The 26,433-nt window shown below is 69.5% G+C and carries 25 protein-coding genes and 1 tRNA gene; 15 read left to right on the forward strand and 11 right to left on the reverse strand.

Annotated elements, in window-relative coordinates; genetic code table 11:
• Positions 1 to 70: 70 nt before the first annotated feature.
• Together RYN42_RS02460 and RYN42_RS02465 are read left to right on the forward strand one after the other, a co-directional pair.
• The gene (locus RYN42_RS02460; RefSeq protein ID WP_315093418.1) at positions 71 to 2,596 is read left to right on the forward strand and encodes a condensation domain-containing protein; all 2,526 of its coding nucleotides are present in this window, start codon (positions 71 to 73) and stop codon (positions 2,594 to 2,596) included.
• A 38-nt stretch (positions 2,597 to 2,634) separates the two neighbouring features.
• Positions 2,635 to 3,897, forward strand: a complete 1,263-nt coding sequence (locus tag RYN42_RS02465) for an ATP-grasp domain-containing protein (RefSeq protein WP_315093419.1) — start codon at positions 2,635 to 2,637, stop codon at positions 3,895 to 3,897.
• Here RYN42_RS02465 and RYN42_RS02470 read toward each other — a convergent pair whose 3' ends face one another.
• Positions 3,898 to 4,653: an alpha/beta fold hydrolase gene (locus RYN42_RS02470; protein WP_315093420.1), complete on the reverse strand. Its 756-nt coding sequence runs from the start codon at positions 4,651 to 4,653 to the stop codon at positions 3,898 to 3,900.
• Complete coding sequence (locus tag RYN42_RS02475) at positions 4,644 to 5,354, reverse strand: 4'-phosphopantetheinyl transferase superfamily protein (RefSeq protein WP_315093422.1); 711 nt, start codon at positions 5,352 to 5,354, stop codon at positions 4,644 to 4,646. The genes RYN42_RS02470 and RYN42_RS02475 overlap by 10 nt, the downstream gene beginning before the upstream one ends.
• Before the next feature lie 237 nt (positions 5,355 to 5,591).
• Here RYN42_RS02475 and RYN42_RS02480 point away from each other — a divergent pair, with 237 nt between their 5' ends.
• The 8 genes from RYN42_RS02480 to RYN42_RS02515 all read left to right on the forward strand — a co-directional run bounded on the left by RYN42_RS02480 (position 5,592) and on the right by RYN42_RS02515 (position 13,858).
• Positions 5,592 to 7,187 carry a methionine--tRNA ligase gene (locus RYN42_RS02480; RefSeq protein ID WP_315093423.1) on the forward strand — a complete coding sequence of 532 codons (1,596 nt, stop codon included), beginning with the start codon at positions 5,592 to 5,594 and terminating at the stop codon, positions 7,185 to 7,187.
• 192 nt (positions 7,188 to 7,379) lie between these two features.
• Positions 7,380 to 7,643, forward strand: a complete 264-nt coding sequence (locus RYN42_RS02485; protein ID WP_315093424.1) for a hypothetical protein — start codon at positions 7,380 to 7,382, stop codon at positions 7,641 to 7,643.
• On the forward strand, positions 7,643 to 8,878 hold the full coding sequence (locus RYN42_RS02490; RefSeq protein WP_315093425.1) for a hypothetical protein: 1,236 nt from the start codon (positions 7,643 to 7,645) through the stop codon (positions 8,876 to 8,878). The genes RYN42_RS02485 and RYN42_RS02490 overlap by 1 nt, the downstream gene beginning before the upstream one ends.
• Positions 8,879 to 9,072: 194 nt before the next feature.
• The gene (locus tag RYN42_RS02495) at positions 9,073 to 10,920 is read left to right on the forward strand and encodes an aminotransferase class III-fold pyridoxal phosphate-dependent enzyme (protein WP_315093426.1); all 1,848 of its coding nucleotides are present in this window, start codon (positions 9,073 to 9,075) and stop codon (positions 10,918 to 10,920) included.
• A 23-nt stretch (positions 10,921 to 10,943) separates the two neighbouring features.
• A complete protein-coding gene (locus RYN42_RS02500) occupies positions 10,944 to 11,522 on the forward strand; it encodes a class I SAM-dependent methyltransferase (RefSeq protein WP_315093428.1) in 579 nt (192 codons plus the stop codon).
• Complete coding sequence (locus tag RYN42_RS02505; protein WP_315093430.1) at positions 11,519 to 12,328, forward strand: FkbM family methyltransferase; 810 nt, start codon at positions 11,519 to 11,521, stop codon at positions 12,326 to 12,328. The genes RYN42_RS02500 and RYN42_RS02505 overlap by 4 nt, the downstream gene beginning before the upstream one ends.
• A gap of 19 nt (positions 12,329 to 12,347) precedes the next feature.
• Positions 12,348 to 13,058 carry a radical SAM protein gene (locus tag RYN42_RS02510; RefSeq protein WP_315093433.1) on the forward strand — a complete coding sequence of 237 codons (711 nt, stop codon included), beginning with the start codon at positions 12,348 to 12,350 and terminating at the stop codon, positions 13,056 to 13,058.
• The gene (locus tag RYN42_RS02515; RefSeq protein ID WP_315093434.1) at positions 12,959 to 13,858 is read left to right on the forward strand and encodes a ChbG/HpnK family deacetylase; all 900 of its coding nucleotides are present in this window, start codon (positions 12,959 to 12,961) and stop codon (positions 13,856 to 13,858) included. The genes RYN42_RS02510 and RYN42_RS02515 overlap by 100 nt, the downstream gene beginning before the upstream one ends.
• On the opposite strand, the gene RYN42_RS02520 is transcribed toward RYN42_RS02515, so the two are convergent.
• Genes RYN42_RS02520 through RYN42_RS02540 form a run of 5 tightly spaced genes read right to left on the reverse strand, consistent with a single transcriptional unit; the run spans position 13,847 to position 18,037 of the window.
• Positions 13,847 to 14,401, reverse strand: a complete 555-nt coding sequence (locus tag RYN42_RS02520) for a histidine phosphatase family protein (RefSeq protein ID WP_315093436.1) — start codon at positions 14,399 to 14,401, stop codon at positions 13,847 to 13,849. The two genes, RYN42_RS02515 and RYN42_RS02520, sit on opposite strands and share 12 nt — an antisense overlap.
• A complete protein-coding gene (locus RYN42_RS02525; RefSeq protein ID WP_315093438.1) occupies positions 14,398 to 15,183 on the reverse strand; it encodes a class I SAM-dependent methyltransferase in 786 nt (261 codons plus the stop codon). Before RYN42_RS02525 ends, RYN42_RS02520 begins: the two co-directional genes overlap by 4 nt.
• Entirely contained in the window at positions 15,180 to 16,031 is an 852-nt protein-coding gene (locus RYN42_RS02530; RefSeq protein WP_315093440.1) for a class I SAM-dependent methyltransferase, read from the reverse strand. Before RYN42_RS02530 ends, RYN42_RS02525 begins: the two co-directional genes overlap by 4 nt.
• 48 nt (positions 16,032 to 16,079) lie before the next feature.
• Positions 16,080 to 16,985 (reverse strand): phytanoyl-CoA dioxygenase family protein, encoded by a 906-nt coding sequence (locus tag RYN42_RS02535; RefSeq protein ID WP_315093442.1) that lies wholly within the window; start codon positions 16,983 to 16,985, stop codon positions 16,080 to 16,082.
• 38 nt (positions 16,986 to 17,023) lie between these two features.
• Positions 17,024 to 18,037 carry an amino acid--tRNA ligase-related protein gene (locus RYN42_RS02540; RefSeq protein WP_315093443.1) on the reverse strand — a complete coding sequence of 338 codons (1,014 nt, stop codon included), beginning with the start codon at positions 18,035 to 18,037 and terminating at the stop codon, positions 17,024 to 17,026.
• Between the two features lie 243 nt (positions 18,038 to 18,280).
• Between RYN42_RS02540 and RYN42_RS02545 the strand changes: the two genes are divergently transcribed.
• The gene (locus RYN42_RS02545; protein WP_315093446.1) at positions 18,281 to 19,876 is read left to right on the forward strand and encodes a condensation domain-containing protein; all 1,596 of its coding nucleotides are present in this window, start codon (positions 18,281 to 18,283) and stop codon (positions 19,874 to 19,876) included.
• Here RYN42_RS02545 and RYN42_RS02550 read toward each other — a convergent pair.
• The 3 genes from RYN42_RS02550 to RYN42_RS02560 form a co-directional block, all read right to left on the reverse strand.
• A complete protein-coding gene (locus RYN42_RS02550) occupies positions 19,857 to 20,879 on the reverse strand; it encodes an LD-carboxypeptidase (protein WP_315093447.1) in 1,023 nt (340 codons plus the stop codon). The two genes, RYN42_RS02545 and RYN42_RS02550, sit on opposite strands and share 20 nt — an antisense overlap.
• Positions 20,880 to 21,036: 157 nt before the next feature.
• Positions 21,037 to 22,314, reverse strand: a complete 1,278-nt coding sequence (locus RYN42_RS02555) for a hypothetical protein (RefSeq protein WP_315093448.1) — start codon at positions 22,312 to 22,314, stop codon at positions 21,037 to 21,039.
• Positions 22,314 to 23,054, reverse strand: a complete 741-nt coding sequence (locus RYN42_RS02560; protein WP_315093450.1) for a DUF3375 family protein — start codon at positions 23,052 to 23,054, stop codon at positions 22,314 to 22,316. The genes RYN42_RS02555 and RYN42_RS02560 overlap by 1 nt, the downstream gene beginning before the upstream one ends.
• A 143-nt stretch (positions 23,055 to 23,197) precedes the next feature.
• On the opposite strand from RYN42_RS02560, the gene RYN42_RS02565 reads away from it, so the two are divergent.
• Entirely contained in the window at positions 23,198 to 23,845 is a 648-nt protein-coding gene (locus RYN42_RS02565; RefSeq protein ID WP_315093452.1) for a transposase, read from the forward strand.
• Between the two features lie 234 nt (positions 23,846 to 24,079).
• Here RYN42_RS02565 and RYN42_RS02570 read toward each other — a convergent pair.
• Positions 24,080 to 24,162, reverse strand: a tRNA-Leu gene (locus RYN42_RS02570).
• A 182-nt stretch (positions 24,163 to 24,344) separates the two neighbouring features.
• Between RYN42_RS02570 and RYN42_RS02575 the strand changes: the two genes are divergently transcribed.
• The 3 genes from RYN42_RS02575 to RYN42_RS02585 all read left to right on the forward strand — a co-directional run.
• Entirely contained in the window at positions 24,345 to 25,055 is a 711-nt protein-coding gene (locus tag RYN42_RS02575; protein WP_315093454.1) for a DUF3662 and FHA domain-containing protein, read from the forward strand.
• Positions 25,056 to 25,064: 9 nt separating this feature from the next.
• Complete coding sequence (locus RYN42_RS02580) at positions 25,065 to 25,580, forward strand: FHA domain-containing protein (protein WP_315093457.1); 516 nt, start codon at positions 25,065 to 25,067, stop codon at positions 25,578 to 25,580.
• Between the two features lie 4 nt (positions 25,581 to 25,584).
• A partial coding sequence (locus RYN42_RS02585; RefSeq protein WP_315093459.1) for a Stp1/IreP family PP2C-type Ser/Thr phosphatase occupies positions 25,585 to 26,433 on the forward strand: 849 nt, incomplete at its 3' end.

Here is a 26,433-nt window from a genome sequence, read left to right on the forward strand (position 1 = left end):
GACTAGGGTGACCCTACCCAGAACCGCCCGACGCACGGGCGGCTACCGCGGCGCGACTGGAGGTCACCGGGTGATCGAGCCGCTGCGCACGTCCGTCGTGACGCACGATGTGCTCGAGTCGAGGGAGCTGACCCCCAAAGAGCGCACGATGTGGCTGTTCAAGCAGTTCGCCCCCGAGGTGGGTGTGCTGAACGTGCCGCTGGCCGTCCGGCTCCCCGGAGAGCTGCACCGGGGAGCCCTGCAGGCCGCCGTGGATGCGGCCGTCCGGCGCCACCCCGCACTGCGCACCGTCTTTCCTCTGACCTCGGGCGAGCCGCGGCGCGTGACGCTGGAGCCGTCGAGCCCGCGGTCCCGGGTGACCGTCGAGTTCGAGACGTTGCGTGCGGACCAGCTCGAGGACGGGCTGGTCCGCGTCGGTTCCGAACCGTTCGACGTCTCCGACGCGCCACCCATCCGGGTCCGCGTCCTGTCGTCCCCCGGCCGCGACGTGCTGTGCGTCGTCGTCGACCACCTGGTCTATGACGCGCACTCGGCCGGCGTGCTGGAGCGGGAGCTGCTCGCCCTCTACCGCTCGCTACGGTCTACCGGTCGGGTCCCCGCCGACCTCGCGACCGTGGTCGACGCGTCGCCGCCCGAGCCGGCCGGCGACGAGGGCGTGGAGCACTGGCGGACGGTTCTCGCGGGCGCCCGGCCGACACCGGACCTGGAGATCGGTCGACAGCAGTCCCGGGACGCCGCCTTCCCGGGCGCGGTCACACGCCACCGGCTCGGCCCGACGTCCTGGGAGGCCGTCGCCGAGGTGGCCCGTCGCACGGGATCGGTCCCGAGCGCTGTCCTGCTCGCGGCGTTCGTGACGGTGCTCGCGCGGCACGGCGCGGGCGATGACGTCGTCCTCGGCGCACCCACGTTCAACCGGGGGTCACGCGGGCACGACGCCATCGGGTACTTCACGTCCATCCAGCCGCTGCGCGTTCGTCCGGTGCGGGACCTGCCGTTCGACGTGCTCGTGCGGCAGTGCACCCAGAGCCTGCTCGAGGGCATCCAGCACTCTGGCGTCGGGCTCGACGACGTGGCGCCCGACGCCTACCAGGCGAACGACGCGGACAGCCGCCCCCTCGTGCGCTACCTGTTCAACTACGTGGTCGGCCTGCACTCCGCCCGTGGGGACGCGTCCGACGTGGAGCGTCTGCACGTCCCCATGCTGCACAGTCGGATGGACCTCGACCTCGCCGTCATGCAGGACGCCGAGAGCACATCGCTCCGGGCGATCTACGCGTCTGACCTGTTCGACGCCGCCGAGGTCGACGCCCTGCTCGCACGCGTCGAGGCGGTGCTGGAACAGGTCAGGACCGACCGACCGACGCTCGGTGAGGTCGACCTGTGGAGCCACGCCGACCGTGCGCTGGTCGCGTCACTCGTCCCGGACCGGGCCTCGCACTCCGACGAGCAGGACCTCGGCGTGCTCGACGACGTGACGACGACGGCGTTCGCCTCGCCCGCCTCCCCGGCGGTCGCGGCCGACGGGGTTGCCCCGTTGACGTTCGGGGCGCTGCTCTCCTCCGCCACCGCGCTGGCCGGGTCGTTGGTGGCGGCCGGCGCACGGCCGGGCGCGACCGTCGCGATCACGACCGAGGACCCGGTCGAGACCGCCGTCGCCGTCGTTGCGGCCTGGTCCGCCCACTGCACGGTCCGGCTCACCGTCGACCGCGCCGGACCCCACCACCCCTCCACCCTGACCGTCGTGGGATCGGACGCGACGCCAGGACCGGGCGAGGTCCGCGTCGTCTCGGTACGCACCACCGGACCGGTGTTGCCGCCCCTCAGCCCCCACCCGGACGACACCGCCCTCGAGTGGCACGGTGCGGGCGGCCGGTGCACGTTCTCCCACCGCGAGCTGCGCGAGTGGGCGGCCCGACTCGGCGACCACCTGGACCCGCACGCGGCAGCCCTCGCCACCGTGCTCGCGCCCGGGGGCCCGGCAGGCCTGCTGCTCGCGGTCTGCGCGTGGACGACGGGCGGCGCGGTCCACCTCGTCCCCGGCGACCCCGGCACCGTGGCTGTTCGCTCTGTCCTCGGTCTCGACGAGATCGGTGTGCCTGTGGCCGTCCACCGCGGTGCCGCGCCGACACCCGGCGACGCCGGAGCCCCGGTGACCGCCGTGGCCATCGTCGATACCACCGGCGTCGCACTGCCGCCGGGCGTCTTCGGCACCCTCCGCCTCTCCCCCGGCCGAGCCGGTCAGGCCGACGTGATGCTCGACAGCCAGTTCCGCATCACGTTCGCAGGCACCCTCGAGCGGCGCGTCAGGAACGACGATGCACCGCGACCGACCGTGCTGGCCGACGAGGCCCCCACGGCGGCGGACGGCTCGACGGAGGAGATGCTCGAGCTCTGGCGCCGACTGCTGCGCCGCCCCGACCTGACCCCCGACCAGAACTTCTTCGCGGTCGGCGGGGACTCGATGCTCGCGGCGCGCGTCGTCGGGCACCTCAAGCGGACCTCAGGCGTCAGGGTCTCGCTGCGCACCCTGTTCACGCACCCGACCGCCGAAGCCTTTGCGGCCGAGGTCGACCGGGCACGGTCTACCACCCCCTGACGCGCGCCACCACGCCACCGACACGAGAGCGGGCACCGATGGAATCGCTGGGCATCGTCACCGACCACCTGCGCCCGTGGGTCGAGCGCGCCGCGATCTGCGCGTACGAGCTGGGGGTCGAACCGGCGATTCTCACGCAGTGCGACGACTGCGACGTGAGCCACCTCGCCGACGTGGCCCTCTCCGGGGTCGAGGTCCACAGCCCGGAGGCGGTCGCGCGAGCCGCGGCCGACGTCGAGGGGTGCGTCGGCCTACTGAGCTGGGACGACGCTCTCATCGTGACGACGGCGACCGCCGCCGCGCTCGCCGGGTTCCCGCACCCCTCAGTGCGGGGCGTGCAGCGGGCACGGAACAAGTACTCGATGCGTCGTCGGCTCGACGACGCGGGACTGCCTGGTCCCCGGTTCGGGCTGGTGTCGGACCCGGCGCAGTGCGCTGTCGTCGTCGACGCCGTCGGCCTGCCGGTGATCATCAAGCCGATCAACGGCACCGGCAGCGCGCTGGTCCGGAGGGCGGACACCCTGGCGGAACTCGATCGGCACGTCCGAGAGATGCAGCTCCTGGCGGCAGAGACCGTCAGCGGGCTCTTCACGCGAGCCGTCCCCGACCCCGACGGCGCGTCGCGCATCCCTGCGGAGGCGTTCCTGGTCGAGGAGTGCCTCACCGGACCTGAGATCGATCTCGAGCTCGTCGTCCGCGACGGCCGGACCGAGGTCTGCCTCGTGAGCGAGGTGACCTTCGCCCCGGACAGCTTCCGTGAGTCCTTCTTCGTGCACCCTCCCTTCTCGGTGCCGCCGCACGACGTCGGCGCCCTCGAGAACGCCGCCGCGGAGGTCGTCCGGTGCCTCGAGATCGACAACTGCACCGCGAACATGACGTTCATGCTCACGCCGAGCGCCGGACCCGTGCTCGTGGAGGTCAATCCGGGCCGCCCGGGCGGTCACCTGCTGGCCGCGATGGCGTGGCACGGGCGCGGCGTCGACATCCCCAGCGAGGCCACCGCCCTGGGGTTGGGCCAGCCGGGGCCGTCCCGTGGCGACTCCCGGCTGCCCGCCGTCGCCGCGGTCTCCTTCTACCCACGCGAGTTCGGGACCGTGGAGGAGATCCGTGGGCTCGTCGAGCTGCGTCAGCACCCATCGGTCATCTCGGCCCTCACGATGGCCGGCCCGGGCGACGTGTTTACTGCGACCCGCACCATCTACCCGGTCGTGGCGCTCGTGGGCGGGTTCACGACCCGCGCCGAGTTGCTGGACCTACACGACGAGCTGACGTCGCTGGTCGAGATCGACGTGCGCGCGTAGTCAGCCGTCGTCGGCGGCGAGCGGCGTCACATGGCGCCACGCGCGCCGAAGCGTGTCGGCTGCGTCCCCGGTCATCCCGAGCCAATCGAGGTGGCCGCCGGGCAGCCGCAGTTGGAGCACGGGCCCCACCATGACCTCGCCCCATGCCCTCAGCGACGACTCGGGCACCAGCCAGTCGCCTCTCGCGCCGATCACCGCGGACCGCACCGGGACCCTGTGCGGGCTGCACGGCGGCATCCGCTCAAGGATCTCCAGGTCTGCCTGCAGCGCACGGACGAGCTCCGCCGCCTCCGGGATTCCCAGCACCCCCGGAGCGAGCAGCCCGAGCCGGGTGGCGGCCTCGGCGAACTCGTCGGGAGGCAGGGCGGCCAGAGGGGGGTGGCCGATGCCTGTGTGCGGCGCGCGGCTGACGCAGCAGATGAGGCCTGCAGGCGGATAGCCCAACTCCAGCAGGCGTCGGGACACCTCGTAGGCGACGCGGGCGCCCATGCTGATGCCGAGCAGCACGGTGCGCGCCAGCGGCAGCAGGCGCAGGGTCTCCACGAGCGCGTCGACCAGGTGCTCGGGGTCTGTCAGCGGCGCGTCCCCGACCCGCATCCCGTGCCCCGGGTACTCGGGCGCGACGACGCTGACAGCCGGGCCGAGCGCGCGTCGCAGGGCGCCGAGCGGCGCGCCGACCGCTCCCGCGTGCGGCAGAGCCACGACGACCAGCTCGTCCTGCCGCTCGTCGCGCCGCCCCCGCAGGGTCAGCTGCACGGATCCACCACCCCCGAGCGAGCGAGCGCCACCGCGGTCACGATGAGACCCTCACCGACCGCCCACCGGCCGTGCAGCACGTCGGTGCCCAACCCGGCGGGCCCGATGCGCGCGACGAAGGTACCGTCCCCGAGCATGACCTCCACATCCTCGAATCCCAACCACGAGCTGGTCATCGGGTACCACACCTTGTAGACGGACTCCTTCGCGGAGAACAGGACCCGGTCCGGGCAGACCGCCGGGTCAACAGCTCCGAGGGCGGACCGCTCGGACAGGCTCATGACCATCTCCACCACCTCCGGCGGCAGGGGTGCCCAAACCTCCGCGTCGATCCCAAGCCCCGACCAGTCCTCGGCCGACGCCACGGCGGCTGCCCGATATCCCTCGCAGTGCGTCATGCTGCCGACGATCCCCTGCGGCCACACGGGCGCACGTCCCGGCCCGGTCGGTACGGCTTCGACCGGCACCCCGAGTCGGCGCAGCGCGATTCGCGCGCACGCACGCACCGCCGCGTACTCGGACCTACGCGTGGGAACGGCCTTGGCCACCGCGCTCTCCTCCGCCGGGAACAAAGGAGCCGGCAGAGGAGGCCCGGCGTGCTCAGCCGCTTCGACGCCGTCCGGCAGAACCCGCTCGATCATGCGGACATTGTCGACGCGGGGCGCTCGGACCCGAAATCCGCTCGGCGCCACACCGATCACCCGACTGCCATCGACCTGGCGGCCGGGTGCATGTCGGTTGCGAGCTCCACATCACGCCTGGATTGCGTTGGCCTTGCGATGCGGTCGCGACGGACGACTGGGGCGTAGTCGTCGACGCCGTTGAGGTGTGCGCACTGGCCATGAAGTACTGCGACCGATCCCGACCGTGAGCCGGACCGCACAGAGCCGGCGAGCCCGGGGCAGTAGAATGGCGGGGAACCGCGCTGGTCCCGCCCGGTGACCAGCACGGCAGAGTCTCGCGTCGATAGGGAAGACATGCCTGGCCGTACCTTCATTTCGACCACCATCCCGTACGTCAACGGGCGACCGCACCTGGGGCACGCCTTCGAGTACGCCCAGACCGACTGCTTCGCCAGGCACATGCGACTCTCTGGCGACGACACGTTCGTCCTCAGCGGTTCGGACGACAACAGCCTGAAGAACGTGCTCGCCGCTGAGCGCGAAGGCGTCACCCCGCGAGAGCTCGTCGACCGCAACGTGGTCCACTTCCGCAGGCTCATCGAGATGCTGGACGTCCGTCTGGACCGGTTCATCGAGACGAGCCGCGACAGCGACCACCTCGAGGGCGCCACCGAGATCTGGCGTCGGATGGCAGCGAACGGGGACATCTACGCGAAGGCGTACGCCGGCCTCTACTGCGTCGGGTGCGAGCAGTTCTACGCGGAGGACGAGCTCGTCGACGGCCGGTGCCCCGAGCACCTGACCGTGCCGGAACTCGTGAGCGAGCGCAACTACTTCTTCCGACTCTCCCGGTACGGAGATCGCCTCGCACAGGCGCTGCGCGACGGGGAGCTCGTCGTGAACCCGCCGTCGCGACTGAACGAGGTTCTGAGCTTCATCGGGTCGGGGCTCGAAGACATCAGCATCTCGCGGTCCGTCGAGCGCGCACGCGGTTGGGGAATCCCCGTTCCCGACGATCCTGGCCAGGTGATGTACGTCTGGATCGATGCCTTGACCAACTACATCAACGCGCTCGGCTGGGCTCATGACGCGCCCGCATACGAGCACTACTGGACCTCGGCCCAGCGACGCATCCACGTCCTTGGCAAAGGTGTGCTCCGGTTTCATGCCGTGTACTGGCCTGCGATGTTGATGTCGGCCGGCCTGCCGCTGCCCACCGAGGTGGTGGTGCACGGTTACATCACCTCCGACGGCCGGAAGCTCGGCAAGAGCCTGGGCAACAGTGTCGACCCCGAAGTTCTGGTCCAGCGCTACGGACGCGAGGCCGTCCGGTTCTACCTCCTCTCGGAGTTCTCGCCGTTTCGCGACGGAGACTTCAGCGAGGAGCGCCTCGTCGGCACCTACAACGACGCGCTGGCGAACGGGCTCGGGAACCTTGCGAGCCGGGTCGTCGGCATGATTGGTCGCTACCGCGACGGCCGGGTTCCCGCAACGAGCACGAGCGCCAACACCGTGCTGGGCAGCCGGGTCGTGGCCACGGACGAGGCGAGCAAGGCGGCGCTCGACCGATACGACCACCGGGAGGCGATCTCTTCGATCTGGCAGCTGGTGCGAGCCGCGAACGCCTATGTCAGCGAGTCGGCCCCGTGGGCTGTTGCCAAGTCGGCAGCTGCCGGTGACGCCGAGGCCGATGCGCAGCTCGACGCCATTCTCGTCGAGCTCGCCGGGGTGACCCGCCAACTCGGACGCATGCTGCTACCGATCCTGCCGACGCCGGCGGCCAGCCTGCTGGGCATGTTCGGCGACACCGCCGAGTCGGTCCCGGGCGCGGGCGCTTGGCTCGAGGGCCTTTCGGGGCTCGAGGTCGGGCCGATCGCGGCACTGTTCCCCCGCCTCGACTCAGTCGCCTGAGGGATGGGCACCGTCCGGGACCCGTCGGCGCGCCGTGCGGCTTGGCTCTTGAGTGATGCTGGCTTCGAGCGCATCCTTGACGTCCCGGTCACACCAACCCTCGCGGGATCTCGAGTCTTTGCAGCTACGACGACCATCGAGGTGGACGGCGCAGCGTGGCCGGTGCGCGCCTTCGGGACGACCTTTCAGTTGATGCAGCGGTCGTGGCCCGGCCAGGGCGTCCGGAGGTGCTTCAGCCTCGGGTGGGGACTGAGCCCGGTCGGCCAGACCGAGTGCCTCGTTCTGGCCGAGGCCGTCATCGACGAGGTGGCGGGCTCGACCCCGACCGGCGCGGAGCTCGTGCAGCGCCTCTCGGCAGCGGGGTTCGTCGTGCAGGCACGGGAGGAGCTGGTGCACGGCGGTCACGTCCTGCGTCTCGCCGCGTACCCGGAGCCTCGACCCGCCGGGCACCCGTGATGGCGGGTCTCGCCGACACGTACCGTCAGGTCTTGGCAGCAGGTGGGTACATCGCGGACGCGAGTCCCGACGCCATCACCCTCTGGCGTGCGCGCGGCTTACGGTGTGCAGACCTGCTGGTCGACGCCTACCTCGACGCGATCGCACCGCTGTGCGTCCCCGAGGTGGTCGAGCACCCCTTTCTCCAGCCGTCGGCTCGCTATGACGATGTCTTCGGGGCATACGACAACGTGTACCGCACCCAGTTCGAAAGTGTGCCGATGGTGCTGCGCGCCGACAACATGCACACCAACGTCGACCATCTGGTGTCATCGGGCGGCGAGGCGGTCCTCGCGCGGGGTGGCGTCCTGCGGAGGATGTCCGGGCGCGCGGTCCCGCTCTTCCGGGAACGGCACATCTGGCCGGCCGTGCAGTTCACGCATCTCGTCTCCCCGGACCGCGCGGAGGATGTCCTCCTGGAGCACCAGCTCGCTCTGGAACGCTTCTTCGCCGCCGTGGGTCTCTTCGTGGTCAGCGTGCGCACGGACCTCATCGCCTCCTACGGGGCAGTGTGCTACCTGAGCGTCACCTGCTTGCCTGACGGACGGCCGACCGTCCTGTCCACGGCCTACCTGATGACCGAGGAGTACCGACGATCGCTAGGCGTCGAACAGGCGGTTCTGGACATCGGGTGGACGGGCAAGGTGCTCGCCGTCGCCGCGGCGCACCACCACGACCACCACGGGCTGAACCTGTCGTCGACGATTGCGCCCACCCAGGTCGGGGTCGTCCCCGCAGGGGGGGACGGTGGCGCGCCGTGGGACGACTGGGTCGCGAGCGCGGCCCGGGAGGGAGTCCGCGCCGAGATCTGGGACAGGTCCGGGTCGGCGGCGGCCCGGTGGCGCGCCGAGCGCACGTTCCACCGTCAGGGCGTGCCGCTGGTGCTGGACGAGGGGAGCTCGATGAGCGTCGGGAGGCTGCCGCTGCGACGCACCCCGCTCGCGGGCCGTCCGACGCCAGCGGACGTTCACGTCCAGCTGCAGGAGCACGACCGCCGTATCGGAAGTCGTGTGCGTGAACGGCTCACGCGACATGTTCTCTCGGGAGATGCTGTAGTGGCGGTGTGCGACGCGTGCCGGTCGGACCCGAGATGGAAAGTCTTCGGGACCCTGGTCCGCGAGCCAGCTGCGCCTTGCACGACGTGCGGACGCTCGACCCTGAAGGTGATGCTCTCTGAGAGGGGGCGTTTCTACTGAGCACTGCTTCTCGCGCCGACGGACCTGATCCTGGCGGTCCGCTCGTCGATGTCCTGACGACGTCCGTCGGGAGGGAGACGATTGTCACTACCTACCGGAGCTTCTTCGACCACGTCCGGTTCGCTGGGACGTTTCGCGTCGTCGTCACGATCGACCCGGCTTACGACGTGGCGGACGTAGAGACAGTGTCCGTCGTGGAGTTCCTGGACGGTCTTCGAGAAGAGTTCCCACAAGTCGCGGAGGTGGTCGTACACCGCTTCGAGAAGCACGTGGGTCTGCAGGGCTCGCTGTCGGTGCTGTTCGCGGAGACCCGCGCCGAGTTCGGGGTGCACCTCGAGGACGACTGGGAGTTCTTCGGCACCGTCCCGCTCGACCAGCTCATCAGGGACCTAGACGCCCACGACAGCAGCGAGATCGCCTTCGCCAACACGCACGTCGCCCGTGGAGGGACCTTCGAGGTGCCCGGCGTGGTGACCGTGCCCGGGGCGGAAGACCGGCTCATCCGTCTGCCACCCGACAGCTGGGCGGCGGACTATCTCCCGTTGTGCCCCCACGTGCACAAGACGGCGCGATGGGTCCCCGCCCTCGCAGCTGCACTAGTGACCAGCGATGCGGTGCGCTGCCCGGACGAACGAATGCGCGAGCGGGTGATCGAAACCGGTGCGCGCGACCAGCACAACGTCCTGTGGACGCGGGAAGTGATCGTGCGGGACATCGGCCGAGAGTGGCTCGCCGCCAGACGGCGGTTCAAGCGGATCACGCCGTCGCACTCCGGCACCGTCCCCGTCGCCGCCCCGCCCGTCGATCCCGTCGACCGCCCACTCGTACTTGACCGCTCGCTCGCTCTGCAGGACCGGGCGGCACGCCTCATCCCCGGGCTGACGCAGACGTTCCAGAAGCGACCCGAACAGTTTGCTCCGGGTGCGTACCCGGTCTACCTCGAAAGGGGCGCGGGCTCCCGCGTGTGGGACGTCGACGGACGCTCCTACGTCGACTTCGTCTGCGGGCTTGGAGCGGCCTCCCTGGGCCATGACCATCCCGTCGTGACGGACACGATCCGTGAGCGCGCCGGTCGCGGCGTGATCCTGTCGCTTCCCACCGCCGTCGAGATCACGGCTGCCGAGTCGCTGCGTGCCGCGGTGCGCCCGGCGGAGATGATCCGCTTCCTGAAGTCCGGTGCCGAGGCGTGCTCGGCGGCGATCCGCCTCGCCCGCGCCGTGACGGGGCGGGAGGAGATCCTGGTCGCCGGCTACCACGGATGGCACGATGCCTTGGGTGGGAAAGGCCCGGGGGTGCCGGCCGAGATCGCTCGGCTCACGGAGCGGATCGATCTCGTCGACACCGCGGCCGACGCGCTCTTCATCGACCGTCTGGAGACTCGGGGGACCCGGTATGCGGCCGTGGTGATCTCTGCGCCGTATCACCGCGTCCTGCCCGACGAACTGCTCCGGGACATCCGCCGCAAGACGCGCGACGCTGGAGTGGTCCTCGTGCTTGACGAGATCGTGACCGGGTTCCGCGTCGCTCCCGGCGGCATCGGCGAGCTCAGCGGTGTGGACGGCGACCTCCTGTGCTTCTCGAAGGGTCTGGCGGCGGGCATGCCTCTCGCCGCGTTGGCGGGCCGCCGCGACGTGATGGAGCACCTCGGCTCTCTGCACGTCTCCACCACCTTCGGCGGCGAGATGCTCAGCCTCCACGTGATGCGCGCCGCGCTGCAGGAGTACGCGGGCAGCGACTACTACTCCCACATCGCCGAGCTCGGCCGACGGCTGCGTGACGGCCTCAACGAGCAGGCGGCCGAGCTCGGCGCGGGAGCCGTCGCACGCGGGTACGACCCGATGCCGTGCCTGTGGTTCGCGGATCGCCCTGACGAGCACACTCGACGCGCCACGGTGTTCGTGGCGGAGATGGCTCGACGTGGCTTCCTCATGCGGCGCGACGTCAACTTCGTATCCGCCTCTCACCAGCGGGCAGACGTCGATGCCGCGCTCGAAGCGAGCCGGCCGTCGCTTGCCGCTGCTCTGGGGGAGGTGCTCCCGTGACCCAGGCCCAGAGCGCCGCCGCCGTGGGTGCGCCCCGTGCGGTCTGGGAGGAAGAGTACCGGTCCGGGCGGTGGGACTACCTCCACTCGGTCGAGGAGGCTGCGCGTCTGAACCTGGTCGCGGAGCGGGCCCTCGCACGGCAGGTCACGTCGATCCTGGACCTCGGCTGTGGAGAGGCACCGCTGTGCACGGCGCTCGACGTCTACGGGTACCGCGGGGCGTACCTAGGCGTGGACTGGGCGATCACGGCGCTCTCGGCCGCGGCGCTCCGCCATCCTCGACGGGCGTTCGTCTGCGCCGACCTCGGAGCGCTTCCGGTCACTGGCACATTCGACCTGGTGGTCATGAGCGAGGTCGTCTACTACCTCCGCGACGCACCCGGGGCTGTCTCCCGTGCGCTGTCGCTGGTCGCGCCCGAGGGCGAGCTGCTCGTCTCCCTCTACCAGCCCCGGGGCGATTCGGGATCTCGCTGGGTGGAGGTGGTCGCTCGCGTCGAGGGGGCGATCCGAGGGCTTGGCGCAGAGCAGCTCGGCTTGGTCACGTCGCCGGATCGCGGGCGGGCGTGGTCGGTACTCCGCATGGCTGGAAAGGGACCGGAGTGAGCCAACGTCTGGACGAGGTCGACGTCGACGAGGTCAGCCGGCTCGTCGCGGAACTAAGAATGCCGGGGGCGCAGCACACCGGTGTCGTCCGCCTCGGTCCCTTCGACCTGGAGTACCGGGATGCCGAAATCTTCGCGTCGACGGTGGACCTGATCTTTGGCGACCGGATCTACGATGCCGCCCCGCTCGCAGGGACCGGGCCCATCATCGACGGCGGTGCGTGGGTCGGGCTCAGCGTGATCAGGTTTCGTCAGCTCTACCCAGAGACTCCGATTGTCGCATTCGAGCCCGACCCGGACATCTTCGAGATCCTGCGACGCAACGTCGAGCGCAATGGACTCACCGACATCCAACTCGTCAATGCCGCACTCGCCGGCTCGGCGACCAACTCGGCCACCTTCCTGTCCTCGGGCACGGATGGGGGCAGCATCGTGGCCAACGTCTGGCACGCGACGCCCATCACCGTGCCCACAGCGACGCTGAGTACGTTCGTGCCGCACGGCTCACCGCTCGTCAAGCTCAACATCGAAGGCGCAGAGGCCGACGTGATCCGGGAGCTGGGCGACGTGCTCAGGTCGATCGACCAGGTGCTCATCGAGTACCACGGATTCAGTGACCTGCCCCAGTCGCTGCACGAGATCTTGGCAGCGCTGCACTCTCACGGCCACACCTACGTCGTAAGTCACTTTAATGAGCGGAACCGGAGCTGTGTGCCTCCCCTGGCCATCGCCGCCGACTACCGCTACTTCCTCCTCATCTACGCGCGTCGCCTCGCGACCAGCAGAATGGAGTCGCCTCGTGGGTAGATTCAGCGACCACCAGCCCATGTTCGTCGAGGTAGAGACGACCACCTACTGTAATCGGCGGTGCAGTTACTGCCCGAACAGCCTCTTCGACCGCGGGACGCGCGAGAACGAGGTGCTGATGCCGACCGAGCTGTTCGAGAAGATCGTCACGGACCTCGGCGAGAACCACTACTGCAACCAGTTCAGCCCTCACAACTACGGCGAGCCGCTGGCCGACAAGCGGATGCCCGATCTCCTGGAGACGGCACGTGCGGCGATGCCGCTGGCGAGGATCGCGCTCTATTCGAACGGCGACTTCCTCACCGAAGAGCTCTTCGCCAGGCTCAACAGATCGGTCGATGCGTTCATCATCACGCAGCATGGGGACAAGATGCCGCGTGGCGTTGCCGACATCCTCGAGCGTGCAGGTGGGAATCATCCGAAGATCCGCTACAAGACGGCTGCGCAGATCAAGGCGAACGCATCGAACCGGGGTGGCCTGATTCCCCTCGACGTCGTGCGCCGCAAGGCGTGCGGCGTGGTGATGAACGAGCTCCACATCAACGCGCACGGAAAGCTCGTCCTGTGCTGCGAGGACTTTCTTGCATCGAAGGTGTTCGGAAACATCGCCGACATGTCGATCGAGGAGGCGTGGAGCATGCCGGAGAGGCTCGAGGTGCACCGGCGCAACATCCGCGGAGACTTCTCGCTGACCGCCTGCCAGACCTGCGGCTTCGGCAGGGCGTTTTGAGTACATCCGACAACGCAGTCGAACTCGTCGTCCAGGCCGACGACTACGGGATGCACCCGGCCGTCACGGACGGGGTCGACCGACTGTTCGAGTCGGGGATCGTCACGCAGGCGAGCGTCATGGCGCCGGCCCCAGATGCGTCGCGAGCGCTCGCGAGCGCCTTCAGGACCGGGATGCCGCTCGGCGTCCATCTCACGCTGGCGTGCGAGTGGGACTTCTACCGGTGGTCGCCGCTCACCGCGGCTCCGACCCTGCGCGCCGCCGACGGTGCCTTTCTCCCTGGGATACCAGAACTGCGGTCGGCCTCCGTCGACGAGGCCTACGACGAGCTCGTCGCGCAGGTGGAGGCCGTCGTCGGCGCCGGGTTGAGTCCGCAGCACATGGAATCGCACATCCGGCCGTTCGACCTGACGATCCTCGCGGAGCTGAGCTCGCGGTACGGCCTCGAAAGCCGAGACCCCATCCCGCACCCCGGCCTGACCATGCGTCTCGACTCCCTGTGGCACCTGTCCGTCCAGCCGCCGGAGACGAAGCTGGCGTCCCTGCTCGACCATGTGGCAACCCTCCCGAGCGGGCGGCACATGATCGTCGCCCACCCGGCGGAGGACCACGACGACCTCCGGCGGTTCTGCCCTCCGACGTCCCGGCGCTGGAAATGGGCGCGCGAGATCCGCGTCAGCGACTCCGCGGCGCTCAGCTCCCCAGAGTTTGCGGCGTCCTGCCGTGACCTAGGGATCTCGCTGTCAGCGACGCACGTCCCCCGCCAGGCCCCATCGGGTGACCCGCTGTCACACCGATGACCGGTCTGGCCCGCGCGTGCCGTCGACCGACCACGTCAGGCTCTCACCAGGCCTGAGCTCGGTCCCTGTCAGAGCGAAGATCGCAAGGCAGTGCGAGACGACAACGACCCGGCGGCCGGTGTGGCGTGACAGCGCATCGTGCACGCGGTCACGCACCTCGGCCAGCGACTCCCACACGCTGTCGTCCCCGGGGGGCACTAGCCCACGGTCCTCGTCGAGCAGCCGGTGGAAGTTGGTCACGAACTCCGAGTGGTCACGCCAGGTTCCGCGTCGATCGCAGTTCCACTCACGCAGGCCCGGCTCGATAGTCATAGGCCTGCCCAGCGCACTCGCCAGGTGGTGAGCCGACTGGAGCGCCCGCGTCATCGGTGAGCTGACGAGCTCGTCCGGCGGATCAGCTGCAAGCTCCGCCGCAAGCTTCTCCGCTTGACGGATCCCTGCCGGGCTGAGGACCGCTAGGTCCGACGCGGGCCCGACGAGCCCAGCGGCGGCGGCCGCGGCCCAGTCGGTCTCGCCATGCCTCACCAGTACGTACGTCGTCATCCTAGAGAAGCAACTGCGATCTCGGGCCGTTGCAGGACCCACGTCTCGCGCAGGGTCGTGTCCGACGGGGCGGCTCTGCCGTAGTCGTCGGTCACCTCCACGACGCGGAGGCCGGCCGCGTCGACGGCGGAGCGGACCTCGTCCCACGTGAACCACCTTTGCACGTGGTGCTCGGTGAACCGGGAGTAACCGGAGGTGGACTCGACGAACAAGGAGATGAGGAACTCCGTGCGTCGTCGGTCCGGTTCCGTGCGGTTGCGCCAGACGTAGGCGAAGTCGCCGAGGTCGTCCCCGTAGTGGCTCGACCCGAACACCTCCACGAGCTTGTAGCCGGTGTTCAGGTCCACGACGAAAACACCACCGGGACGGAGCGAGCGCGCCACCACCGAGAACATCGCCGCCAGCGCCCCCTCGCTCACGAGGTAGTTCGCGCTGTCGAAGCTGCAGACGGCGAGGTCCTGGGACCCGTCGAGCACCGGCAGCGGGTCGGTCACGTCACCCTGGTGCAGGACGACGGCCGGTACGGCGCGACGTGCCTCGTCCAGCATCTCGGGCGAGGAGTCGATCCCCGTGACGCTGAAGCCCGCCTCGTCCAGGAGCGCCGACATCCGACCGGTCCCGCAGCAGACGTCCACAGCCCGGCCGCCCGTGACGCCTAGGCGCCCGGCGGCCGCTCGAAGGTACTCGGCCCATCGTCCGTGGTCGTTCGACGCGGTCCACCGGTCGTACACGCGGGCAAGGTGCACGTACGGTCGGGCGCCCTGGCCCTCGACGACCGTCACGCGTGGGTCGACGGACGGACGACCTTGACCATCAGGTTCACGCCGCGCTCCGCCCAGTCGGTCTGCTCGCTCGCAGCCAGCTCGAGGTCGAGCGCCGTCCGGAAGTACTCCTCGACTTCCAGAGATGCCGAGATGCCGCTGACCGACGTGTATGGGTACCCGAAGTCCTCCGGGCCGGGGTACGCGATGGACGTCACCCCGAACACCGCGGGCGCCTCCAGCCCCGCGTCCGTCGCCAGCCGACGGAGGTCGTCCGCCGAGTAGACCCGCAGCGGGGGGACGTGCGGCGCCCAGCGCACGATCCTGGTCTCCAGCAGCTCTCGCAGCTCGGCGGGCCCCGCCCCGTCACGGTTCACCTTCGAGGTGAGCGCGTTGGACAGGGAGTGGGACATGAGCAGCCCGACGCCGCCGGGCTTGAGCACCCGATGGACGGTCCGGAAGGCGGCAGCCGGGTCGTTGAGGAAGCTCAGCACACCGTACGTGCTGATCACCGCGTCGAACTGCTGGTCACCGAGCTCGGGAGCGTCCTCGATGTCGCACTCGACGAGATGCACGTCCGTGAGGCCCGAGTCGGCGACAGCCTGCCGGGCTTCCTCCAGCATGCGAACCGACTTGTCGGCGACCGTCACCGACACCCCAAGCTCGCGCGCGAGCCAGAGGCCCCACCGGCCGGTGCCACCGCCCATGTCGACGACGTGACCGCCTGCGGTGACGTCCAGGTGGCGGCGCACGAGCTCCTTGATCAGCTCGTCCGAGAGCCGCCAGTACGCCGACTCGTAGAACTTCTCGACGTTGCCGGCGTACGGCTCGAAGAAGTCGGCATACTGCTCGTCCGTCATGAGGTTCATTGATGGCTCCTGGTCGTGAGGGTGGGGGAATCCGCCGGTGTGGCGGGTTCAGCGGGACAGCAGGCGGGAGGGCGGCGGTACGAGGTCGCCGGACGCGATGTCTTGCAGCGACGCAGCGACCAGATGCACGTCGGGCGGCAGTTCCACCCAACGCCTGGTCGACCACCCGTCGCAGAGCACGTCCCAGTCCGGGGTTCGCGGCCAGCCGTGCGGCCGCGCGAAGGTGTCGAGCATCGGGTCGTCGCGTCGCTGGTAGCGCACGTCGATGGACACGCGGAACTCGTCGCTGGTGTTGGGGCCCCCGCCGTGGACCGTGAACCCATGGAACAGCACGACGTCTCCGGGGCGGAAGTCGGCGGTCGCCCAGCGGGGGTCGTCGGCGTCGACATTCAGGTAGAGGGGTCGGGCGCCCGGGAGCGTGGCGTCGGTGGGGACGAACCCCGCGCAGTGCGACCCGGGTAGGATCCGGATGCCCTGACGAGATGGCGTGCAGGTCGTGACAGGCGTCCACACGGTCAGCACGTCGGAGCAGACCATCTGGGCGACGTAGTCCTGGTGGGCCTGCGTCGTGAAGCCCGACGACGCCCGCGGTGAAGCGAGACGGAACACCTTGGCCGGGTGGCAGAACACCTCACCGAGGAGCATCTCCCCGGCGAGGTCCAGGAGCCGCTCCGTATGCGCCAGCCTGTGCAGCGGCTCGAGGCGCTGCACCTCCGGATAGACCGTCCCGAACGTCTCGGAAGTGAACGCGAGCCCCTTCTGCGCGGGCCTGAAGTCTCCGGCGTCACCGACCCACCCGACTCGCCGCAGCGCCCCGTGGATCTCGGCCGCAGCGTGCTGGACCTCCACTGCGTCGAGGAAGCCTGGAAGGTAGACGTAACCGTCCTCTACGAGACGTGCGCGTATGGTGCTGCGATCGTCCTCGCTCCAACTGGACTCGACCAGTTCCTGCACAGGCCCCTCCCATGATCGTCTCTGCAGTGAACGGCGGCTTAGGGAACGATGTTCACGCCGTTCTCACGGGGGAGCAGCTGGAAGTCGCGGATGTCGTCCTGCTGCAGCAGCCACATGAAGAACCGCTCGACGCCGAGACCGAACCCGGATGTCCGCATCGGCTGCACATCCTTCATCTCGACGTACCAGTCGTAGGTCGAGGCGCCGACCTCGTGAGCGGCAAGGGCATCGAGGACGTCAGCGCCGTTGGCATGGCGCTCGCCGCAACCCACGACTTCGCCCGGCCCGAAGAGCAGGTCGGCATTGAGCGCCCGACCCTGGGCATCTACCGCCTGGTAGAACGGAACAGCCTTGGCGTCCCAGTGTGAGATCCAGAGGAAGTCACCGAACCGCTCCGTCAGTCGGCCCTCACCAAGCCGGGTGAGAGTGCGCCACCCGTCGTGGACCTCGACGTACCTCGGCTCGTCGCCCAGCAGGTCGGCCGCCTCGTCGAACGTCAGGCGCGTGAACGGCTCGGGCCGCGCAAGCAGCTGTTCCACGTGGGCAGTGCTGCCGGCGACGGACTCGATGATGTCCGCGTGGTTCGCGAGCATGTCCGCGCCGAGCCTGCGGACGTACTGCTCGACGAGGGCGACCACGTCGTCCAGCCCACCCGGGATCTCGGCTTCGCTGTGGAAGAACTGGCACAGGTGCGTCGCGTCGGCAGCCTCGCCCCGGAACGACGGCATGAGGTAGTACGCCCCGCTTTCGCTGAGGCGACACAGGTACTCGAGCCCGAACTGCATGGAGTCGGCCAGGTAGGTCGTGACGCCGAACAGCTCGACGGACACGGGCAAGGAGTCGCTGCCGAGGCCCATCGGTGAGGACACCGAGCCCGTCGTCACCGGCAGATGACCGCACGGGATCGCGCGCTCGCGCCAGAACTGCACGGTTGAGTACGTCAAACTGTCTTGCAGGGCCACGACGGCCCTGTACCAGGCGGAGCCCAGCGATTTCCGCATGTGTGTCTCGGGGTCGATCCAGCTCTTCGTCGGCGCGACGCGCTCGCTCATCCGCTTCCTCCCTGCGACCGGACTGCAGGCTACCTACTCCGGGGGAGTCGCGTCAGGCGAATGCCCAAATCACTGGTCGCGTGACCGCCCCAGGCGACCAAACGCCTCGTGCTAACTTCGGTGCTCGTCGGCAGACTCGTCCACGACCGCCGGCCAACGCCCCCTCGGCATCGCCTCGACGCCGACGCTCGTGCAGCCGGAGGTCGCCTCTTGACTTTGACCGAACCCACGTCCGAGAGTCTCGTGGCCGCACAGGTCGCGACGGCGTGGCAGGCCGTTCTCGGCGTCGAACCGAAAGACGGCGACGACTTCTTCCTCCTCGGTGGGACCTCGTTGCGGGCCGCGCTGCTCACTGCCACGCTCCGCGCAGACGGCCTGCAGCTCGCGATCGCCGATGTGCTCGAGCATCCGCGCTTCGCGGATCTTGCCCGGTTCTTGTCGGAGGGGGGAGCTGAGGCGCGGCCCGCTATCCCAGTGGTGCCCCGCGGCAGCGCCCTCCCTCTGTCCCACGGTCAGGAGGCAGACCTCCTCGGAATGCTCAAGGACCGCCGAGACGGGGGCGCCGGCGAGTCGTGCCTCCTGCCGTTCGCCGTACTCCTGACTGCCGCCACCGAGGACGACGTGCGCCGTGCGCTCGCCGCCGTTCTGGCGAGACACGAGAGCCTGCGCACGGGTTTCGTTCTGGACGTCCAACGTGGCTTCGCGACCCCGTTCGTCGTACCGGTCGTCGAGGCCACCGCCCCCGTCATGCGGCTGGTGGACATCCGTGGCTCCGCCGGTATCGGTAGCGAGGAGGTGCCGGACGCCGCGGCCCGCTGGGTGCGCGAGATGATCTCCGACGCCCCGGCCGTAGGCGCCCCTCCTCTGGTCCGTTTCGTCCTCGGGCGCACGCAGGAGGGACTCTGCCTCGTCGGCGTCGTCGACCATCTGGTCTGCGACTGGAACGGAGTCATGATCCTCCTCGACGAGCTCGCCGACCGCCTGTCGGCCCCGGACGGCGCCCCGGTCGCACCGGCGCGCCCGGACTTCGTCGACTGGGCCGCCTGGCAGCGCCGCCGCCTGGCCGGTGCCGAGGGGCGCCGCCTGCGTGACTTCTGGCGCCGGGAGCTGGAGTCGTGCGGACCGCTCCCGACCCTGCAGGTCCCTGCTCCTGATGAGCCGGACGAGCAGGAGCCGTACGTCCGCCTCGAGCACCGGTTCGACGTGAACACGTGGCGTGCGTTCCGGGACGCAGGTCGCAGTCGCGGGGTCGGGCGCCTTCCTGTCGTCCTCACGACGTGGGCCCGCGCCTGGGACCGTGTCCTGGGGCCCGGTCAGCTCGTCGCGCATGTCCCGACAGCGAACCGGGGGCTTCCCGAAGCCGCCTCGATCGTCGGGTCGATGGCGCACACGCTGCCGATTCGCCTGCGTGGGTCGGGCGCCGACGAGCCGCTCACGCACCTCGATCAGCTCGCTGGCGGATACCGGACGACGCTAGAGCACCAGGAGGCCCCCTTGTGCTGGTTGACCGAGCAACTCGCCCCCCAAGACCACGCGCCGCCGGCGCAGCCCCGACGACTGTTCGTCACCGACGAGGAGGCGATGTCACCGTCGTGGGTGTGGCCGGGCGGGAGAATGCAGATCATCACCCTGCCGTGGGCGCCCCAGTCTGCCCACGACGGCGTGAGCGTGCACGTGATCGACGACGGAGACACGGGCCGGGTCGCCGTCGTCGTCAATGGTCGGCTCGTCGACGTGGCCACGATCCGGCGCGTCGTGGACGCCCTCGCTCACTGCGCGACAGAACTCACGGACGCTCTATCCGTCGAGCCGGGTGCCCTCAGCTCAGTTGCTGGGTGATCGTGGAACCCTCGGCGGAGTGGTCGAGGGTCGCCAGCGCACCGTTGACGAGCGAGAGATGCGGGGGAACGTGACCGCAGTCGACGTCGACCAGCACCGGGATACCCAGATCCCTCAGCGCGAGACCTACCGCCTCGTGCTGCGACAGGCCGGGAAGATCGGCGCCACGAGACCGGCCGAGCAGCACGGCGTTCGCGCGGGTGAACCAGCCGGCGTAGCGCAGCCCGAGGAGCCGACGGGCGACCTCCGCCGCGTCCGAGCCGGATGACTCGAGGTAGACGATGAGCCCCTCGGGCGCATGCGTCACCGCGAACTGCTCCACGTCGCCGTAGGGCGTACCGGCGAGGTGCGAGACAGTCTCGAGACAGCCCCCGAGCAGGCGCCCCGAAACCTGCACGTCGCCGGTCGCGTCGACGCGGGACCACCGCCCCGGAGTATCGAGCACATACTCGGTGATACCGGGCTCCGCCGCGAAGTCGGCGAAGCCGGAGCGGCGAAAGCGCGGCGCGGATCCTTGGGTGATGACTGCACCCGGGGGGCTGCGGACCACGTCGAGCCAGGACGCCATCGGTGCGGGCACCCGGAACGGCGTGTCCATCAGGTTCTGACCGTGGAGGGACGCGACTCCCGTGAGCAGGGTCAGAGGCAGAAGGAGCGTGGAGATGTCGGAGTAGCCAACCAGCCATGTTGGATCTGCGGCGAGCGCATCGAAGTCGATCGACGGCAACAGGGCCAGCGCCAGGTGTCCCCCCCACGGGGGCACCACCGCCCGCACAGTCGGGTCCAGCATGAGTCCCATGAGCTCCTCGGCGCGTTCCGCCGCCGAGCCGGCCGCGATACCGTCGCGACGCACAAGCGAACCTAGTCGGACGGGGAAACCCCGACTGGAGAGGTGTCTGACAGCCACGTCGAGCCGCGCGGCATGCTGCGCGCCGATCCCCGCCGATGGTGCCGCGACACCGATGACGTCGCCTACAGCGAGGGCCCGCGGGTAGCTGATCATCGCGTGATCCTCTCACCGAGCCGTCGGCACTGTCCTTGACCCGCTCGGCCTGCAGGTGACGTCGAGGTGACCGCCGTGATCTCGCTCCCGCGGGCCGCGAAAGGTCGCGCCTTACCCTGCCCCACGGTCCGGGCACGCCTTTCGTCAAGCTCGTACATCACGAGGTCGAAACGCGCCACGCGCTCCATCCATCAGCCACGGACTCGCGCGAAACTGGCAGATGGAGTGCCTCGATCACCCGCAGCGTGGCGTACAGCCGACGAGCGGGGGTGCGCAGTAGAGGATCCACGAGGTAGTACAACTGATTCATCGACCGACCGACTTCGGTGCTGCCTGGGTACGCGTCGTCCAGGAGCTCGGCGAGCGCGTGGGGGCCTTCCTGCACCAGGAAGCGCGACAGCGGGTCGGCATACAGATGGTCGCGCGCCGCGCGCCATGTGGGATGAGTGAATACGGTCGGCGTCCGGTCAGGTGCGTTTCCGTCGAGGATCTTGACGTTGCCGTTGTCCTCGACGACGCAGAGGAGTCCCTCCAGCATGCGGCCCGAGGCGGTCTCGTAGGCCATCGCGGGCACATAGTGCCCTCCTCCAGCGCGAACCCTCTCCGCAAGAGAGCCCGTCGAAGGCCGTTCGGGGGGGCGCACCGGCAGCCGTTCGAGCTTTCGTCGGCTCATGCGACCGTCGAAGATCAGGCTCCCTGAACGAATCTTGACGGGGCGGCCCCCATCCAGTTCCAGCACCCAGCCGTCTTCCGACCGACGCAGCAGCCCTCCGGTCTCGGCTGCAAGTCGGCTGAGAGTCGTGTCATCATCAAGTTCGATCGACCGGATCGCCAGACCGACGTCCCGAAGCTCGGGTCGCTGCATTGCGCGAATGATGTTCGCTGCCGGTTCGACGCCGATCCGCTCCGCATGGAACCAATCGAGACTGACGCGCAGGGTCAGCTTGATGCGGGAGACGCTCTCGTCACGCGCGCGCCAGGCGTCGACAAGCCCATTGATAGAAGCCCGCGCGGCAGCCTCACTCGTGGCGAAGTGTCCGCTGGTGACAAGCTTGATCTCCTTCAGCTCTGGAGCGTCGGCGCGCGCGATGACGTAGCGACAGAAGTCCTCCTCGGTCATGGGCTCGCCGCCCCCGGAGAGCACTATTTGAGTCGGCTCCATCTCGGAGATGAAAGCAAGGAGGCCTGCTGGGTCCTCGATCACCGTTCGGCGGTCGAGCCGCCGTGTCGGTCGAGGCGACGCGTAGTTGCAGTGCCCGCAGCCGACGGGGCAGTACGCGGAAGGCCACACCCAAACGGACGAAGCCGTACGGGGGAGGGCGTGGGGGAGTCCCGAGACCCCGCGGATGAGCAGCTCCCGTGCGGCGACGAGCGCGGCGTCGCTTTCGATTGCGACGTCACGCCCGGTCGAGAATATGGACTCCGGCACGTTCATCACCTCCGTCGTGCGTGTCGAGCGCCAACTGGCGCAGAGGCGATCTCGGACTTCCGTCCGACTCCGCTCGCGATACTCCCACGACGGACGTCGATGTCGGCGCATCTCCGGTCGTCCGTCTCGATGCCCGACGCAGGACACGACCCGCTGCACGTGCAGCAGACCCGTTCGTCCGCGAGCGCCAGGATGTCGCGCGCTTGTTCAAGCGCCTGCCCACGCTCCAGCACGTCGAACCGGCCGGCCTCCACGGCCGCGATACGAGCGTCGATGTCGTCGCGTCGGGCGCGCAGCGCTGACAGCCTTGTGGACGCGTCCGGGTCGGTCGCGATCGTCAGCGAATGAACGCGCTCGAGGATTGTCGCGAGCCGTGACTGCGTCACCGATGCGCGCGGTTCGAGGAGCTGGGCGACGAACCGGATCGCGACCAGGGCGCCCTGCGACAGTTCGTAGGTTTCGTCACGGTCGTAGGTTTCGTCACGGCTGCCGTCGACCGATCGTCGGACGAGAATGCCGTCAGCGACCCACTCAGCGCAGTAGGCCTGCGCCGGACGTGGCATGTCGAAGTCGTTCTCTCGCAGCACGACGAGGTCCTGCTCGATCCGCTCGAAGAGTTCCGGCGCCGGGATCCTGCGCTCCTCACCCCCGAGGTGCTCACCCAGCAACGCGACCGCCGCGGCGGCGCTGCGCGCCCGTAGCAGCACCCAGGCAGGGCTATCGACCGTGAGTCGGTCGGCAGCCAACGCAGTGTGAAGCGTCCTCCGGCATCGAGTCGATCCACGACCTGCACACCTCGCAGCTCGGCCAGCGACCCGGACCCAAGCCCGGAACGGTCTGGGTCGACGGCACCCTGTACTCGTCCGCTCTCCCCACCCCCCTGCGAAAGTTGAACCAGTTCACGCTCGGCATGGCCGACGAAGCAAAGCGCGAGTTGCAGGAGCAGTACAACGAGCGGCTGCCCTACCGGTTCGACGCAGTGCCCCACGGGACTCGTCCCGGATCGCAGAGACTGCGTGGACCTGCGGTCAAGAAGCACGTCCGATGCCTCAACACACCGCGGTCGATGCGTGCGAACTTCGACCGGCCGACTACGAACTGCACTCCTGGCGAGGAGTGCGGGTGCGGCACGACCGTCGTCGTGCACGCTGAGGAGCAGGCGCGAGAGCGCCAGCGCATCCCGTTCGGAACAACCGAATGGGCTGCAAGCTACGGTCGACGCTCAGCGATCGAGCACTTCAACGCAGAGATCAAGGGCAACCGCGGAGTCCGGATCGAACGCGGCTTCACGCGCGTCTACGGTGCGGTCAAGAACCAGGTGCTCGTCACGTTCGCGCTCGTCGGTGCCAACGTCCGCCTCCTGCGCGACTGGCACATCTGTCGGTCGATCGCTGACCCGTGGATGGCCGTGATCGACGACACCGACGACCCGGACTGGTCCGTCGCACACGCAAGGTTCAAGAGGCGACAGCCACGCGTCCGGGCGTTCCACGAGGCGTACTACGCCTCGAGAGGCAGACCACTCCAAGCCGCCTGACCGCCGCAACCGAACAGTTCGACCACCAGCCCGTCACCAACCCAGGTGAGCGGGCCGGTTGTCGTATGCGGAAACGGCGCAAAGCCCGAGCGGGGACAGTCAAACGGAGGTAATAGCACGCTAACGTGCTAACCAAGCCACGAGCTGGCCCCGGACGCAGAAACTCCCGGCAGGATCTAGTCCTGCCGGGAGTTATCCGGACTGCTGGGCCTTGGTTGTCCCAAGACCCCTCTGTGCGCGAGGGGGGATTTGAACCCCCACGCCCTTTCGGACACTGGCACCTGAAGCCAGCGCGTCTGCCGTTCCGCCACTCGCGCGCGGTGCAGAACACTAGCACGATCGTGAGGCCCTCCCGACCCGCCCGGGAGGGCCTCCGACGCCCGCCGCGCGCACATCACCCGGCATCCGGCCCCGTACCGGTGGGTCACGGATACGATCAAGGCGGATTGCGGACTCGCGCGTCCTTGCAGATGCGCACAGAGAGACGGGGGAGGTGGCGATGGGCATCCTCGACAGGTTCGAGAACAACGTGGAACGGGTGGTCAACAACGCCATCGCCCGGGCCTTCAAGAGCGAGCTCAAGCCGATCGACCTGTCCAGCGCGCTGCGCCGGGAGCTGGACGACCGGGCGGCCGTGGTGGGCCGCGACCGGACCGTCGTCCCCAACGAGTTCACGATCGAGCTGGCCACTGCCGACTACGACCAGGTGGAGTCGTGGGGCGCGGAGGCACTGGCGGACGAGTTCGCCAACAACGTCACCGACTACGCCGCGAGCCAGCGGTACGCGTTCGTCGGGCCGGTGACCGTGTCGTTCAGCGAGGACGCCACGCTCGAGGCCGCGCGGTTCCGCGTGCACAGCGCGACGGTGCGCGGTGCGGTGGCGCCGGCGTCGGCCAGCTCGGCGCCCAGCGCCCGGCACCCCCTGGTGGACATCGACGGCCAGCGCTACCTCCTTACCGGCCCGGTCACGGTCATCGGCCGCGGATCGGAGGCGGACATCATCGTCGACGACCCCGGGGTCTCACGCCGGCACCTGGAGATCCGGGTCACGCCGGACGGGGTGGTCGCCACGGACATGGGCTCGACCAACGGACTGTTCGTCGAGGGCCACCAGGTTCCGGCCGCGACCCTCCTGGACGGCAACACGCTGACCATCGGGCGCACCCGGATCCTGTTCTGGACAGGCGGCGAGCCGGACCTGGACGAGTGACGCCGGCACATGAGTGAGCTGACGATCACCCTGCTGCGGCTGGGTTACCTGGCGCTGCTGTGGGTGCTCGTGCTCTTCGCCATCGGCGTGCTGCGCCGCGACCTGTACGGCACGCGGATCACGGACCGTCGTCGTCGCAAGGCTGCACCTGCCCCTGTCGCGGCGGTGGCCACCGAGCCCGCCAGGCCGGAGACCGCGCCCGTCCGCACGCCGCGATCGGCGCGCAGCGCGTCCGGCCCCACCCGGCTGGTGGTGACCGAGGGTCCGCTGCGTGGCACCATCGTCCCGCTCGCGTCGTCGGCCGTCCTCATCGGCCGCGCGCCGGGCTGCACGCTCGTCCTGGACGACGACTACTCGTCGTCGCGGCACGCACGGATCTTCCCGCAGGGTGGCCAGTGGTTCGTCGAGGACCTCGGATCGACGAACGGGACATTCGTGGCCGACCAGCGCGTCGAGGCTCCAACCCCGGTCCCGACGGGTACACCCGTCCGCGTGGGCCAGAGCGTTCTCGAGCTGCAGAGGTAACCCGGTGACCGTCGCACTCAGGTATGCGGCGCGGTCCGACGTCGGACTCGTGCGCTCCAACAACCAGGACTCGGCCTACGCCGGTCCGCACCTGCTCATGGTCGCGGACGGGATGGGCGGCCACGCCGGTGGGGACGTCGCCTCGTCCGTGGCGGTCGCCGCGTTCGCGCCGCTCGACGGCGAGTCCCACGGTCCCGACGACGCCCTCGACCAGCTCGAGGAGGCGCTGGCCGACGCGCGGGACGAGATCATCGCGCGCAGCGAGGCCGATCCCGAGCTGAACGGCATGGGCACCACCGTGCTGGCCATCCTGCGCGCCGGCAACAAGCTGGCCATGGTCCACCTGGGCGACTCGCGCGGGTACCTCATGCGCGACGGCGTGCTCACGCAGGTCACCACCGACCACACGTTCGTGCAGCACCTCGTGGACATCGGCCGGATCACGCCGCAGGAGGCCGAGCACCACCCGCAGCGGTCGGTCGTCATGCGGGTGCTCGGGGACTTCGACCCCGAGGTCACGCCGGACCTGTCCGTGCGCGAGGCGCGTCCCGGCGACCGCTGGCTCCTGTGCTCCGACGGCCTGTCCGGCTTCGTCAGCGCCGAGACCATCGAGGAGACGATGGCCTCGATCGAGGACGTCGACGCCTGCGCGGACCGGCTGGTCCAGCTGGCGCTGCGCGCGGGCGGCGGCGACAACATCACCGTGGTGCTCGCCGACGTCATCGAGCTGGACGCCGTCGCCGACGGCGCGGGACCGAGCACCAGCGCCACGGTGGTCGGCGCCGCCGCGCTGTCCCGCAACGACCCCACGTCGGCCGCTGACGGGCCTGCCGCCCGCGCGGCCGGCCTGGCC

This window comes from uncultured Cellulomonas sp. (assembly GCF_963527515.1).
Lineage (GTDB): Bacteria > Actinomycetota > Actinomycetes > Actinomycetales > Cellulomonadaceae > Cellulomonas.

What these genes read in the sequence shown, in the direction of transcription:
- RYN42_RS02465 (WP_315093419.1), top strand. Translation starts at nt 2,635, where the DNA reads ATGGAATCGCTGGGCATCGTCACCGACCACCTGCGCCCGTGGGTCGAG.
- RYN42_RS02485 (WP_315093424.1), top strand. Translation starts at nt 7,380, where the DNA reads ATGCAGCGGTCGTGGCCCGGCCAGGGCGTCCGGAGGTGCTTCAGCCTC.
- RYN42_RS02490 (WP_315093425.1), top strand. Translation starts at nt 7,643, where the DNA reads ATGGCGGGTCTCGCCGACACGTACCGTCAGGTCTTGGCAGCAGGTGGG.
- RYN42_RS02510 (WP_315093433.1), top strand. Translation starts at nt 12,348, where the DNA reads ATGTTCGTCGAGGTAGAGACGACCACCTACTGTAATCGGCGGTGCAGT.
- RYN42_RS02520 (WP_315093436.1), bottom strand. Translation starts at nt 14,401, where the DNA reads ATGACGACGTACGTACTGGTGAGGCATGGCGAGACCGACTGGGCCGCG.
- RYN42_RS02530 (WP_315093440.1), bottom strand. Translation starts at nt 16,031, where the DNA reads ATGAACCTCATGACGGACGAGCAGTATGCCGACTTCTTCGAGCCGTAC.
- RYN42_RS02540 (WP_315093443.1), bottom strand. Translation starts at nt 18,037, where the DNA reads ATGAGCGAGCGCGTCGCGCCGACGAAGAGCTGGATCGACCCCGAGACA.
- RYN42_RS02550 (WP_315093447.1), bottom strand. Translation starts at nt 20,879, where the DNA reads ATGATCAGCTACCCGCGGGCCCTCGCTGTAGGCGACGTCATCGGTGTC.
- RYN42_RS02555 (WP_315093448.1), bottom strand. Translation starts at nt 22,314, where the DNA reads ATGAACGTGCCGGAGTCCATATTCTCGACCGGGCGTGACGTCGCAATC.
- RYN42_RS02575 (WP_315093454.1), top strand. Translation starts at nt 24,345, where the DNA reads ATGGGCATCCTCGACAGGTTCGAGAACAACGTGGAACGGGTGGTCAAC.
- RYN42_RS02580 (WP_315093457.1), top strand. Translation starts at nt 25,065, where the DNA reads ATGAGTGAGCTGACGATCACCCTGCTGCGGCTGGGTTACCTGGCGCTG.